Source organism: Pseudomonas sp. 05N36, from assembly GCF_056397385.1.
Genome location: NZ_JBFTNH010000029.1, coordinates 1 through 13,012 on the forward strand (window position 1 = coordinate 1; position 13,012 = coordinate 13,012).

General features: G+C 56.4%; 13 protein-coding genes. 1 reads left to right on the top strand and 12 read right to left on the bottom strand.

Going from position 1 to position 13,012, the window contains the following annotated elements:
• Positions 1-17 precede the first annotated feature (17 nt).
• The 4 genes from AC1DIH_RS26160 to AC1DIH_RS26175 form a co-directional block, all read right to left on the bottom strand.
• Positions 18-1,145, bottom strand: a complete 1,128-nt coding sequence (locus AC1DIH_RS26160) for a hypothetical protein (RefSeq protein WP_477773829.1) — start codon at positions 1,143-1,145, stop codon at positions 18-20.
• Positions 1,138-2,424, bottom strand: a complete 1,287-nt coding sequence (locus tag AC1DIH_RS26165; RefSeq protein WP_477773830.1) for a tyrosine-type recombinase/integrase — start codon at positions 2,422-2,424, stop codon at positions 1,138-1,140. Before AC1DIH_RS26165 ends, AC1DIH_RS26160 begins: the two co-directional genes overlap by 8 nt.
• A 132-nt stretch (positions 2,425-2,556) precedes the next feature.
• Positions 2,557-3,078 (bottom strand): single-stranded DNA-binding protein, encoded by a 522-nt coding sequence (locus AC1DIH_RS26170; RefSeq protein WP_053162823.1) that lies wholly within the window; start codon positions 3,076-3,078, stop codon positions 2,557-2,559.
• A 9-nt stretch (positions 3,079-3,087) separates the two neighbouring features.
• Positions 3,088-4,485, bottom strand: a complete 1,398-nt coding sequence (locus AC1DIH_RS26175) for an MFS transporter (RefSeq protein ID WP_477773831.1) — start codon at positions 4,483-4,485, stop codon at positions 3,088-3,090.
• Positions 4,486-4,678: 193 nt separating this feature from the next.
• Here AC1DIH_RS26175 and uvrA point away from each other — a divergent pair, with 193 nt between their 5' ends.
• Complete coding sequence (uvrA, locus tag AC1DIH_RS26180) at positions 4,679-7,513, top strand: excinuclease ABC subunit UvrA (protein ID WP_477773832.1); 2,835 nt, start codon at positions 4,679-4,681, stop codon at positions 7,511-7,513.
• A 65-nt stretch (positions 7,514-7,578) separates the two neighbouring features.
• Here the strand turns inward: uvrA and bfr are convergent, their stop codons facing one another.
• From bfr to rpmJ, 8 genes are all read right to left on the bottom strand, one after another.
• Entirely contained in the window at positions 7,579-8,043 is a 465-nt protein-coding gene (bfr, locus tag AC1DIH_RS26185; RefSeq protein WP_019693877.1) for a bacterioferritin, read from the bottom strand.
• A 155-nt stretch (positions 8,044-8,198) separates the two neighbouring features.
• Positions 8,199-9,647, bottom strand: coding sequence for a catalase (locus AC1DIH_RS26190; RefSeq protein ID WP_477773833.1), 1,449 nt, complete (start codon positions 9,645-9,647; stop codon positions 8,199-8,201).
• 238 nt (positions 9,648-9,885) lie between these two features.
• Positions 9,886-10,272, bottom strand: a complete 387-nt coding sequence (gene rplQ / locus AC1DIH_RS26195) for a 50S ribosomal protein L17 (RefSeq protein WP_007924175.1) — start codon at positions 10,270-10,272, stop codon at positions 9,886-9,888.
• Between the two features lie 42 nt (positions 10,273-10,314).
• On the bottom strand, positions 10,315-11,316 hold the full coding sequence (locus AC1DIH_RS26200) for a DNA-directed RNA polymerase subunit alpha (protein ID WP_007924176.1): 1,002 nt from the start codon (positions 11,314-11,316) through the stop codon (positions 10,315-10,317).
• Between the two features lie 22 nt (positions 11,317-11,338).
• On the bottom strand, positions 11,339-11,959 hold the full coding sequence (gene rpsD / locus AC1DIH_RS26205) for a 30S ribosomal protein S4 (RefSeq protein WP_477773834.1): 621 nt from the start codon (positions 11,957-11,959) through the stop codon (positions 11,339-11,341).
• Positions 11,960-11,977: 18 nt separating this feature from the next.
• Positions 11,978-12,367 (bottom strand): 30S ribosomal protein S11, encoded by a 390-nt coding sequence (rpsK, locus tag AC1DIH_RS26210; RefSeq protein WP_002555466.1) that lies wholly within the window; start codon positions 12,365-12,367, stop codon positions 11,978-11,980.
• A 30-nt stretch (positions 12,368-12,397) separates the two neighbouring features.
• Positions 12,398-12,754, bottom strand: a complete 357-nt coding sequence (gene rpsM, locus AC1DIH_RS26215) for a 30S ribosomal protein S13 (protein ID WP_003186020.1) — start codon at positions 12,752-12,754, stop codon at positions 12,398-12,400.
• A gap of 130 nt (positions 12,755-12,884) precedes the next feature.
• The gene (rpmJ, locus tag AC1DIH_RS26220) at positions 12,885-13,001 is read right to left on the bottom strand and encodes a 50S ribosomal protein L36 (RefSeq protein WP_002555468.1); all 117 of its coding nucleotides are present in this window, start codon (positions 12,999-13,001) and stop codon (positions 12,885-12,887) included.
• Positions 13,002-13,012: the final 11 nt, after the last annotated feature.

Genomic DNA, 13,012 nt, shown 5'->3' on the forward strand with positions numbered 1-13,012 from the left:
CCTGAGCTTGGGTCGGATCAGTGAGAGATCACTGTCCAAGTGCTCGTGGAATCAGTGTCCAAGTGGCCGTGGAATGAGTGTCCAAGTGAGCGTGGAATCGCTGTCCAAGTGTTCGTGGACTGGGTGTCCAAGTGCGCATGGAATCCCCAATAAACCTGTAAAGCTTCAAATACCGAGCTGATCCTAGTGCCAATCTCCGCTGGCAATGTGTGATAGTGAAATCCAGGGCGAGGCTTTTCCGTCTGGTTCCATTGAGGAAACAGAGGTGCTTGCAATGGAGAGAGGGAGAATTTACTGTCACTTTCAAATCGTTTACGAACGCTGCTCGCGTAGCCTATGAGCAACTTCCCGATACTCGGGGTGATCAATCGTTCCTTGAATTGCTCCCGCCGCGCCTCGGCACTCGCTTGCTTAGCCCTAGGCACTCGAAGCACGTACTCGTGGCCCCCATCACCTTTTTTGATCTCTTTGACATCGCATACCTTCAGCATCGCGAACTGGATGTTCCTCTGCCCTAGGAGCAAGCAAAGCCAAGCCAAAAGATAGTCGTCCAAAGCAACCTTCCTGGCGGCAAAGGCATCGTTCAATGACGCTTGTATGGCCGAGCGCTCAATGTCCGTAAGTGGCCCTTTTAGCGGGTCCATCGTCAGGACCGCGGTGCCCTTGCGATTCCCTTTGAGACGAATGCTTGTCAGAAAGTGCACAGCAGCACTCGTCACGCATGGCACACCTAGACTATTCCACTTTTTGAGAAACGCGCTTAAGGCGCCCAGCTTCCACTCGGCATCTAACGCGAGGGAAGCTCGAAAGCTCGCGAGCAGCGGCGCATCAATAGCTCCAACAGGTTGGGCCTGTGCAATCGATACTGATTCCAGAAATCGCCTCAAATGGTCAAAAAGTGAGACAACAGTTGTTGCTTCAGCGTTTTCGGCATACCAAATCAAGGGAAACTTCGCTGCCGCGATTAACTCATCCGTGGCACATCTACTCAATCTTTCAAAATTCACACTGATTGTGTGAAGACCATCATGAAACGCCCAGCGCCTGGCACTTGGATCGAACACTGCTCCGCTGCGCGTCCTGACAGTAGGCGGCAGAGTCAGACCGCCCAACGATTGACAGGTCATCGCTCGTTTTTCAGTCATCAATCGACACACCTTCTACTTGCTTAGCTTGCATCTCCAAGGACACTTGCTGAGCTTTCAGTCGGACGTGCCGACGAGTGTAGTTTACGGAGGTCTTCGAGGTCGGTGACCATCCCATCAAGAACGAACGCATGCCCTCTTCTTCGGCTTCAGATACCTTCGCATTGTCCATTACGTCCGAGAAGCGGTCATTCCACGTGTGGCGAAGAACATGCGGAGTCACAGCATCGAACTCGCCACTAAAGGCATTCCGAAGTTTGGCGAAAACAGCATTCACGGCACTGAGTGACAGGGGCGCCCCTGTGCCCATGGCGATGAACAGGAATGGGTGAAGCCTTGCGCCTTCAGTGCTTCGGCGTGTACTCGTTATATATTCGTGCGTCAGCCTGCAAAGGCCTGGGGATAGGGGAATCTTTCGGTCACGCGTCTTGACCAATGGCTGGTCCTTTCGGGGGTCCTCAGGATCGTCTGCTCGTCTAACAACAATTAGTTCTTCCGACTGGAAGTTAATGTCGGGAATTTTTACGTTCAAAAGTTCGCCACGACGTAGACCAAGCTCGTAGAACCAGCGGACCAGGAGAGCATTTCGAATGGATGTGCCTTCCCCCTTCCAGGGGTTCTCAGGCGATGTCGGCGACGTAACGCTGAGGAGTCTCTCGGCCACTTCTGGCTGAAGCCCTTCCCGCTGCCCAATGGTATTCCGGCCCTTGTGGCGCGGCAGTCGCGCGTCCAGTGCATCCTTGCAAGACGCCCACTCACTCCAAAGTCGCTCGCCCTCAGCTGCACGCGAGTGATGCCGAGCCATGCGGTATCTCACGAGCCAATCAAGATAGTCTCTGATGACCCGAATACGGTTAGCTGCGGTATGACCCGCCACCTCAGTTGGTGCAAATTGCCGCTGAACAAGGCGCATACTTTCAGCGGCGCCTCTACGAACGGATTTATGGGGAGGAGTAATAGAATTGCACTTCAGTTGATCAGCGACAGGCCGCCTACAGTGCCGGACTAGCTCGTCAAGCTCGCTCAAACGAAAAACACTTCCCTCTCGAAACCGCTGCTCAATATCAATTTGGCTCGAGTCGAGGAATAGCTGCAATACCATGATTGACCTCAAGACTTGGTCAATCGTATTGCTCGCCCTGTTAGTAGCCCGAATCTCACTGACCACGTAAACAGACGGCTCGAATAAGGGGGCACCAGTGGCAAGTGCCATCAGCACAGGCAAGCGCTCCCCGGAGCTCAGGACAATCGTCTTTACCGCATACGGGTTCGGAGTCATTTGTTTACACCTTCGAGAGGTAAACGCTTAACAAATGTAGCTCTTACTCCGTAAAAATCTGTAACCAATAAAAAAGCGAAGCCAAATCAATGGCTTCGCTTTTAATGTTTACGGTTCTGAAAAAGTTGCGGTTCAGAACGGAATATCGTCATCAAAGCTGTCGAAATCCGGAGCTGGCTGCGGTGCGGCCTGCTGTGGCGCCGGAGCCGAACGCTGTTGCGGAGCCGACTGCTGCGGACGCGGAGCTTGCTGACGCGGAGCGGATTGCTGGTAGTTGTTACCGCCGCCCTGGCCTTGTTGGTCGCCCTGTGGACGGCCGCCCAGCAGCTGCATGGTGCCCTGCATGTCGACCACGATTTCAGTGGTATAACGCTTGATACCGTCTTTTTCCCACTCGCGGGTTTGCAGCTTGCCTTCGATGTAGACCTGCGAACCTTTACGCAGGTATTCGCCGGCGATTTCCGCAACCTTGCCGAACATCGATACACGGTGCCATTCGGTCTTTTCGACTTTCTGGCCGGTTTGCTTGTCGGTCCATTGTTCGCTGGTCGCCAGACTCAGGTTGGTCACGGCGTTACCGTTAGGCAAGTAGCGAACTTCGGGATCCTGGCCGCAAGTGCCGACCAATATGACTTTGTTAACCCCACGGGCCATAACGTTCTCCTAGGCTTCGCACGCGGTCGGGGCCGGGTTGTTGACCAGGCTCTCGAGGGTCGTGCGATCCAATAGTTCGGTGTCCAATTTGATGTAAATGGCCGCTTCATCAGCAACCACCACTGCATCTGTTACCCCAACGACGGCCAGCAGGCGCTCGACCAAACCAGCTTCGCGGATCGCTTCAGGCGATAACGGCAAGCGCAGGCTCGTCACATAGGGAGGTTCACGCATGGTAACAGCAAAGGCCAACCAGAGGGCAGCCAGTCCTGCGCATCCAAGGAACACAGCCGACAGACCGCCATGCTGGAACATCCAGCCACCCATGATCCCGCCCAGTGCCGAACCGAGGAACTGACTGGTGGAATAAACCCCCATGGCCGTACCCTTGCCGCCTGCCGGTGAAACCTTGCTGATCAGCGACGGCAACGAAGCTTCGAGCAGATTGAATGCGGTGAAGAACACCACCGTACCAATCACCAGAGCCCGCAAGCTGTCGCCGAACTGCCAGAAGAATAGCTCAGTGAGCATCAGCGTACTGACCGCACCGAGTAAAACTCGTTTCATTTTGCGTTTCTTCTCGCCGTAGATAATGAACGGGATCATGGCGAAGAACGAAATCAGCAGCGCGGTCAGGTACACCCACCAGTGCTGCTCCTTGGGCAATCCGGCTTTTTCGACCAGCGCCAATGGCAACGCGACGAAGCTCGACATCAACATCGCGTGCAACACAAAAATTCCCAGGTCCAGGCGCAGCAGGTCCGGATGCTTGAGCGTCGGGATCAGCGCCTGACGGGCAACGCCGGATTCGCGGTGATGCAACGGACTGGTGGCACGCGGCACCATGAACATCACGATCACGATGCCAAACAGCGCCATGCCGCCCGTCGCCAGAAACAGGCCGGACAAACCAAAGGCGCGGGTCAGCAGCGGCCCGACCACCATGGCCACGGCGAACGACAGCCCGATGGTCATGCCGATCATGGCCATGGCTTTGGTGCGGTGCTGTTCGCGGGTCAGGTCCGACAGCAAGGCCATGACCGCCGCGGAAATCGCCCCGGCGCCTTGCAGGATTCGTCCGGCAATCACGCCCCAGATCGAATCGGCACTGGCGGCCAAAACGCTACCGAGGGCGAAGACGATCAGCCCCAGGTAAATCACCGGGCGACGACCGATACGGTCGGAAATGATCCCGAACGGAATCTGAAAAATCGCCTGAGTCAGTCCGTAAGCACCAATCGCCAGACCAATGAGGGCCGGGGTCGCTCCTGCGAGATCCATTCCATAGGTCGCCAACACCGGCAACACCATAAACATGCCAAGCATACGGAAGGCGAACACCAGGGCCAGACCGCTTGCTGCGCGGGTCTCGCCACCACTCATGCGTTCGCTGTGGGGATCGTGCATGGAATAACCTCATGTGAACCGGCGGCGATTCTACCAGTCCCATCGGTTGACGGGGTATAGGGCGACGCTTTGTCGCGAGCCTGCCTCGTGCCGTTGTCAGGTGCCGTTCAGCAAGCCTCATTTGATAGTGTGCATCCATCCAGTATTTGCCCGTATACTCCTACGTTTTCGACGCCCGCCAAGCGAGGCCACCTTGGACAAGATCCTGATTCGTGGGGCTCGAACCCACAACCTGAAGAACATCGACCTGACCCTGCCACGGGACAAACTGATCGTCATCACCGGTTTGTCCGGGTCCGGCAAGTCTTCCCTGGCATTCGACACGCTATATGCCGAGGGTCAGCGACGCTATGTCGAGTCGCTGTCAGCCTATGCCCGGCAGTTCCTGTCGATGATGGAAAAGCCCGACGTCGACACCATCGAAGGTCTGTCGCCGGCCATTTCCATCGAACAGAAGTCGACCTCGCATAACCCGCGCTCGACGGTCGGCACCATCACCGAAATCTACGACTACCTGCGCCTGCTTTATGCTCGCGTAGGTATTCCGCGCTGCCCGGATCACGACATTCCGCTGGAAGCGCAGACCGTCAGCCAGATGGTCGACCTGGTCCTCGCCGAGCCCGAAGGCAGCAAGTTGATGCTGCTGGCACCAGTGATCCGCGAGCGCAAGGGCGAACACCTTTCGGTCTTCGAAGAACTGCGCGCCCAGGGCTTTGTCCGGGCCCGGGTCAACGGCAAGCTCTTCGAACTCGACGAATTGCCGAAGCTGGATAAACAGAAGAAGCACTCGATCGATGTCGTGGTCGACCGTTTCAAGGTCCGCGCCGATCTGCAACAACGGCTGGCCGAGTCGTTCGAGACGGCGCTGAAGCTGGCAGACGGGATTGCGCTCGTCGCGCCAATGGACGACGAGCCGGGCGAAGAAATGATCTTCTCCGCGCGCTTCGCCTGCCCGATCTGCGGCCACGCCATCAGCGAACTGGAACCCAAGCTGTTCTCCTTCAACAACCCGGCCGGCGCCTGCCCGACCTGCGACGGTTTGGGAGTTAAGCAGTTCTTCGACATCAAGCGCCTGGTCAATGGCGAGCTGACCCTGGCTGAAGGGGCGATTCGCGGCTGGGACAGGCGCAACGTCTACTACTTCCAGATGCTCGGCTCACTGGCCTCGCATTACGGCTTCAGCCTGGAAGTACCGTTCAACCAGCTCCCGGCCGATCAGCAGAAGATCATCCTGCATGGCAGCGGCACGCAGAACGTCGACTTCAAATATTTGAACGACCGCGGCGACATCGTCAAACGCTCGCACCCGTTCGAAGGCATCGTGCCGAACCTGGACCGTCGCTACCGCGAAACCGAGTCCGCGTCGGTGCGCGAAGAACTGGCCAAGTTCCTCAGCACCCAGCCTTGCCCTGATTGCCGCGGCACTCGCCTGCGCCGTGAAGCGCGGCATGTGTGGGTCGGCGAGAAGACACTGCCGGCGGTGACCAACCTGCCGATTGGCGACGCGTCCGATTACTTCGGCACGCTGAAACTGACCGGTCGACGCGGCGAAATTGCCGACAAGATCCTCAAGGAAATCCGCGAGCGCTTACAGTTCCTGGTCAACGTCGGTCTCGACTATCTGTCGCTGGACCGCAGTGCCGACACCCTGTCTGGCGGTGAAGCGCAACGTATTCGCCTGGCCAGCCAGATCGGCGCCGGCCTGGTGGGCGTGCTGTACATTCTCGACGAACCGTCGATTGGCTTGCACCAGCGCGACAACGATCGACTGCTGGGGACGCTCAAGCATCTGCGCGATATCGGCAACACAGTAATCGTGGTCGAGCACGACGAAGATGCGATTCGTCTGGCCGACTATGTGGTGGATATCGGCCCGGGGGCTGGCGTGCACGGCGGACATATCGTCGCTGAAGGCACACCGGCCGAAGTCATGGCGCACCCTGATTCGCTGACCGGCAAATACCTGTCCGGCCGCGTGAAGATCGAAGTCCCGGCCAAGCGCACGGCTCGCAACAAGAAGCTCTCGTTGTCGCTCAAGGGCGCCCGGGGCAACAACTTGCGCGACGTCGACCTGGAGATTCCAATTGGCTTGCTGACTTGCGTGACCGGCGTGTCCGGCTCAGGCAAGTCGACGCTGATCAACAACACCCTGTTCCCGCTCAGCGCGACTGCACTGAATGGTGCAACCACCCTGGAAGCCGCAGCCCACGACAGCATCAAGGGCCTTGAGCATCTGGACAAAGTCGTCGACATCGACCAAAGCCCGATCGGCCGTACGCCACGCTCCAACCCGGCGACCTACACCGGGCTGTTCACACCGATTCGTGAATTGTTTGCCGGCGTGCCGGAATCCCGCTCACGTGGCTATGGTCCGGGACGTTTCTCCTTCAACGTGAAGGGCGGGCGCTGCGAGGCCTGTCAGGGCGACGGCCTGATCAAGGTGGAAATGCACTTTCTGCCGGACATCTATGTCCCGTGCGACGTCTGCAAGAGCAAGCGCTACAACCGCGAAACCCTGGAGATCAAGTAYAAGGGCAAGAGCATCCACGAAACCCTGGAAATGACCATCGAAGAAGCCCGGGTGTTTTTCGATGCGGTTCCAGCGCTGGCGCGCAAGCTTCAGACGTTGATGGATGTGGGCCTGTCGTACATCAAGCTGGGGCAATCGGCGACCACCCTGTCGGGCGGTGAAGCCCAGCGGGTCAAGCTGTCCCGCGAGCTGTCCAAGCGTGATACCGGCAAAACCCTGTACATCCTCGATGAGCCGACCACTGGCCTGCACTTCGCGGATATCCAGCAGTTGCTTGATGTACTCCATCGCCTGCGCGATCACGGCAACACCGTGGTGGTGATCGAGCACAACCTGGATGTGATCAAGACCGCCGACTGGCTGGTGGACCTTGGGCCGGAAGGCGGTTCCAAGGGCGGGCAGATCATTGCAGTGGGTACGCCGGAGGAAGTCGCCGAGATGAAGCAGTCGCATACCGGTTACTACCTCAAGCCGTTGCTGGAACGCGATCGAGCTTAACGTCCGCGCATGAAAAAGCCCCGATCACTTCATCAGTGACCGGGGCTTTTTTGTAGCCGGCAGAATCAGAACTGCGATTGCAGGTAGTTTTCCAGGCCGACCAATTTGATCAGACCCAACTGCTTCTCCAGCCAGTACGTGTGATCTTCTTCAGTGTCAGCCAATTGAATCCGCAGGATCTCGCGACTGACGTAATCCTTGTGCAGCTCGCAGAGCTCGATGCCCTTGCAGAGCGCGGCACGGACTTTATATTCCAGGCGCAAGTCGGCAGCGAGCATCTCGGGCACCGTGGTGCCGACGTCCAGATCGTCCGGACGCATGCGTGGCGTGCCTTCAAGCATGAGGATTCGGCGCATCAGCGCATCGGCGTGCTGGGCCTCTTCTTCCATCTCATGATTGATGCGCTCGTAGAGCTCGGTAAAGCCCCAGTCCTCATACATCCGCGAATGGATGAAATATTGATCACGTGCTGCCAGTTCGCCTGTGAGCAACGTGTTGAGGTAATCGATTACGTCCGGGTGGCCTTGCATCGCCCTACATCTCCCTGCTTGAAAGGCTGTAGTTTGAACCAAGCGGATTGATAGGTCACTCCAATAGCGCGATAAAAGCGAAGATACTCCGAGAAAACTAGCTTAAATAACGCAAAAACCGCCAAAATGAGGGCGGTTCTGCTTATCGTTTAGACTTAGTTCAGCTGTACACCCAAGGCCTTTGCGATACCTTCTCCGTAAGCGGCATCCGCTTTGTAGAAGTGCTGCAGTTGACGCTGAACCACATCACTGGAAACGCCCGACATAGCACCGGCAATGTTGTTGATCAGCAGGGTTTTCTGCTCATCGCTCATCAAGCGGAACAACGCACCGGCGTGGCTGTAGTAATCCGTATCTTCACGGTGATCATAACGATCGGCCGCGCCGTTCAGGGCCAGTGCTGGCTCTGCGTATTGTGGAGCTTGCTTCGGTGCACCGGCGTAGCTGTTAGGCTCGTAGTTCGGTGYACTGCCACCGTTGCTGCCAAATGCCATGGAGCCGTCGCGCTGATAGCTGTTGACCGGGCTGCGCGGCGCATTCACCGGTAACTGCTGGTGATTGGTACCAACACGGTAGCGGTGAGCATCGGCATAGGCGAATACCCGACCTTGCAGCATACGGTCTGGCGATAAGCCCACACCCGGCACCATGTTGCTAGGACCAAACGCCGCCTGCTCGACTTCAGCGAAGTAATTTTGCGGATTGCGATTAAGCTCAAGCTCGCCGACTTCGATCAGCGGGAATTCCTTCTGCGACCAGGTTTTGGTCACGTCGAACGGGTTCTCGTAATGTGCCGTTGCCTGGGCCTCGGTCATGATCTGAATGCATACCCGCCATTTCGGGAAGTCACCGCGTTCGATTGCACCGAACAGGTCGCGTTGAGCGTAATCCGGATCAGTACCCGCCAGGCGTGCAGCTTCTGCCGGCGCCAGGTTCTTGATGCCCTGTTTGGTCTTGTAGTGCCATTTAACCCAATGACGCTCGCCTTTGTCGTTGATCAGGCTGTAGGTGTGACTGCCAAAGCCGTGCATGTGACGGTAGCCGTCAGGGATGCCGCGGTCCGAAAACAGGATGGTGACCTGGTGCAGCGCCTCAGGCGAATGCGACCAGAAGTCCCACATCATCTGTGCGCTTTTCAGATTGCTTTGCGGCAAACGTTTTTGGGTGTGGATAAAGTCCGGGAACTTCAACGGATCACGGATGAAGAACACTGGCGTGTTGTTGCCAACGATGTCCCAGTTGCCTTCCTCGGTGTAGAACTTCAGCGCAAAACCACGCGGGTCGCGTTCGGTATCTGCCGAGCCGCGCTCGCCGCCCACGGTGGAGAAACGCAGGAAGGTCGGGGTTTGCTTGCCAACCGACTCAAACAGCTTGGCACTGGTGAATTGGGTAATGTCGCGAGTAACAGTGAACGTACCGTAAGCACCCGAGCCTTTCGCGTGTACGCGGCGCTCCGGGATGTTTTCACGGTTGAAGTGGGCAAGCTTCTCGATCAGGTGAAAGTCGTCGAGCAGAAGCGGGCCACGAGGGCCAGCGGAACGGGAATTCTGGTTGTCGGCGACGGGCGCGCCACTGGCGGTGGTAAGCGTTTTATTCTGGCTCATGCGATCTCTTCCTGTGTCAGTCTTGGAACTGCCGGCTAATCGGCTCGGAGGGGAGTATTAATCATCAATATGACAGTCACAAATTCATTAATCTGCAGACATCGATAGAAAAATACTAACGAACACCCCACGCATATAGTGCAGACAGGAAAAGGTTTGAAGCTTGTATGTAGAGCGCATTTCTTACAGGCACAAAAAACCGGGCACTAGGCCCGGTTCTTCGTTTCAGACTGACGTCTTACTCAGCGGATACAGCTTCACCGCCGACAGCACGATCAACCAACTCGACGTACGCCATAGGCGCGTTGTCGCCAGCGCGGAAACCGCACTTGAGGATGCGCAGGTAGCCACCCTCACGGGTAGCGTAACGCTTGCCCAGGTCGTTGAAGAGCTTACCAACGATAGCTTTCGAACGAGTACGGTCGAAAGCCAGACGGCGGTTAGCCAGGCTGTCTGTCTTGGCCAAAGTGATCAGCGGCTCAGCAACGCGACGCAGTTCTTTAGCTTTTGGCAGTGTAGTTTTGATCAGCTCGTGCTCGAACAGCGACACCGCCATGTTTTGAAACATGGCCTTGCGGTGCGAGCTGGTGCGGCTCAGGTGACGACCACTTTTACGATGACGCATGGTTCATTCCTTACCAAACACAACGTTCGGTGATTACGACGATCAGGCAGTCGCCTTGTCGTCCTTCTTAAGACTTGCAGGCGGCCAGTTGTCGAGGCGCATGCCGAGGGACAGACCGCGGGAGGCCAGAACGTCCTTGATTTCAGTCAAGGATTTCTTGCCAAGGTTCGGAGTCTTCAACAGTTCTACTTCGGTACGCTGAATCAGGTCGCCGATGTAGTAAATGTTTTCCGCCTTAAGGCAGTTAGCCGAACGTACAGTCAGTTCCAGATCGTCAACCGGGCGAAGCAGGATCGGATCGATCTCGTCTTCTTGCTCGATTACCACTGGTTCGCTGTCACCTTTGAGGTCGACGAACGCAGCCAACTGCTGTTGCAGAATGGTTGCAGCGCGGCGGATAGCCTCTTCAGGATCCAGAGTACCGTTGGTTTCCAGATCAATAACCAGCTTGTCCAGGTTAGTACGCTGCTCGACACGGGCGTTTTCCACCACGTATGCGATACGGCGAACCGGGCTGAACGAAGAGTCAAGCTGCAAGCGACCGATGCTGCGGCTTTCGTCTTCATCGCTCTGACGCGAGTCGGCCGGTTCATAACCACGACCACGAGCTACTACTAGCTTCATGTTCAGGGCGCCGTTAGACGCCAGGTTAGCGATTACGTGATCGGGATTAACGATCTCGACATCATGATCCAGCTGAATATCGGCAGCGGTAACCACCCCCGAACCCTTCTTCGACAAGGTCAGCGTAACTTCGTCACGGCCGTGCAGCTTGATAGCCAGACCTTTAAGGTTCAACAGGATTTCAATTACGTCTTCCTGTACACCTTCGATGGCGCTGTACTCGTGGAGCACACCGTCAATCTCGGCCTCGACTACTGCACAGCCGGGCATTGAGGACAACAGGATGCGGCGCAGCGCGTTGCCCAGGGTGTGGCCAAAACCACGCTCGAGAGGCTCGAGAGTGATCTTGGCGCGGGTTGGACTGACAACCTGCACATCAATATGGCGGGGTGTCAGGAACTCATTTACCGAAATCTGCATGGATGCACCTATTTTCTAGCCCTTACTTGGAGTAGAGCTCGACAATCAGGCTTTCGTTGATGTCGGCGGACAGATCACTGCGAGCTGGAACGTTCTTGAAAACGCCCGACTTCTTCTCAGTGTCTACTTCTACCCATTCTAYGCGGCCACGTTGGGCACACAGATCGAGAGCTTGGACAATGCGAAGTTGGTTCTTTGCTTTCTCGCGAATCGCGACCACGTCACCAGCACGAACCTGGTAGGACGGAACGTTTACGGTCTGACCGTTAACGCTGACGGATTTGTGCGATACCAGCTGACGGGATTCGGCACGAGTCGAACCGAAGCCCATACGGTATACAACGTTGTCCAGACGGCATTCGAGCAGCTGCAACAGGTTTTCGCCAGTTGCGCCTTTCTTGCCAGCAGCTTCTTTGTAGTAGCCGCTGAATTGACGCTCGAGAACGCCGTAGATACGACGGACCTTCTGCTTTTCACGCAGTTGGGTGCCGTAATCGGACTGGCGACCGCGGCGTTGGCCGTGGATACCAGGTGCTGCTTCAATGTTGCACTTCGATTCGATCGCGCGCACGCCGCTCTTCAGGAAGAGATCGGTGCCTTCGCGACGAGCGAGTTTGCATTTTGGACCAATGTAACGAGCCATTCTTTACAATCTCCTGGATTACACGCGGCGCTTCTTCGGCGGACGGCACCCGTTGTGCGGGATTGGCGTCACGTCGGTGATGCTGGCGATCTTATAGCCACAGCCGTTCAAAGCACGGACAGCGGACTCACGACCTGGACCTGGACCTTTGACGTTAACGTCGAGGTTTTTCAGGCCATATTCCAGCGCAGCTTGACCAGCACGTTCAGCAGCTACTTGAGCAGCAAACGGGGTGGACTTGCGGGAACCGCGGAAACCCGAACCACCGGAGGTAGCCCAGGAAAGAGCGTTACCTTGACGGTCGGTGATGGTCACGATTGTGTTGTTAAAAGACGCGTGGATGTGGGCGATGCCATCAACCACTGTCTTTTTGACTTTTTTACGAGGACGAGCAGCAGGTTTTGCCATGATTAAATTCCTGTCGATTCGCTGGGGCGATTACTTGCGGATCGGCTTACGCGGACCTTTACGGGTACGCGCGTTGGTCTTGGTACGCTGACCGCGTACTGGCAGACCACGACGATGACGCAGACCGCGATAGCAACCGAGGTCCATCAAGCGCTTGATTTTCATGTTGATTTCGCGACGCAGGTCACCTTCAGTGGTGAACTTCGCCACTTCGCCACGCAGCTGTTCAATCTGCTCGTCGCTCAGATCCTTGATCTTTGCGGCTGGGTTTACCCCAGTCACTGCACAGATCTTCTGTGCAGTTGTGCGACCAACACCATAGATGTAGGTCAGCGAGATAACAGTATGCTTGTTATCTGGAATGTTGACGCCTGCAATACGGGCCATTCAGTGGGACTCCAATTGACAGCTACCTACGCCCCGGAAGCCAAGAAATAGGGCGCGAGATAATATCGCTGTAATAACAAATAATCAACCCAGCAGCGCACTAGCTGCTGGGCTTGAAGCACAATCACACTCAGCCTTGGCGCTGTTTGTGACGCGGTTCCGCGCTGCAAATTACTCGAACAACACCTTCGCGGCGAATAATCTTGCAGTTACGGCACAGCTTTTTCACCGATGCACGAACTTTCATCACCAACTCCT

What these genes read in the sequence shown, in the direction of transcription:
- rplQ (WP_007924175.1), bottom strand. Translation starts at nt 10,272, where the DNA reads ATGCGTCATCGTAAAAGTGGTCGTCACCTGAGCCGCACCAGCTCGCAC.
- bfr (WP_019693877.1), bottom strand. Translation starts at nt 8,043, where the DNA reads ATGCAAGGCCACCCGGACGTAATCGATTACCTCAACACGTTGCTCACA.
- AC1DIH_RS26165 (WP_477773830.1), bottom strand. Translation starts at nt 2,424, where the DNA reads ATGACTCCGAACCCGTATGCGGTAAAGACGATTGTCCTGAGCTCCGGG.
- rpsM (WP_003186020.1), bottom strand. Translation starts at nt 12,754, where the DNA reads ATGGCCCGTATTGCAGGCGTCAACATTCCAGATAACAAGCATACTGTT.
- AC1DIH_RS26160 (WP_477773829.1), bottom strand. Translation starts at nt 1,145, where the DNA reads ATGACTGAAAAACGAGCGATGACCTGTCAATCGTTGGGCGGTCTGACT.
- AC1DIH_RS26170 (WP_053162823.1), bottom strand. Translation starts at nt 3,078, where the DNA reads ATGGCCCGTGGGGTTAACAAAGTCATATTGGTCGGCACTTGCGGCCAG.
- rpsK (WP_002555466.1), bottom strand. Translation starts at nt 12,367, where the DNA reads ATGGCAAAACCTGCTGCTCGTCCTCGTAAAAAAGTCAAAAAGACAGTG.
- AC1DIH_RS26175 (WP_477773831.1), bottom strand. Translation starts at nt 4,485, where the DNA reads ATGCACGATCCCCACAGCGAACGCATGAGTGGTGGCGAGACCCGCGCA.
- AC1DIH_RS26200 (WP_007924176.1), bottom strand. Translation starts at nt 11,316, where the DNA reads ATGCAGATTTCGGTAAATGAGTTCCTGACACCCCGCCATATTGATGTG.
- rpmJ (WP_002555468.1), bottom strand. Translation starts at nt 13,001, where the DNA reads ATGAAAGTTCGTGCATCGGTGAAAAAGCTGTGCCGTAACTGCAAGATT.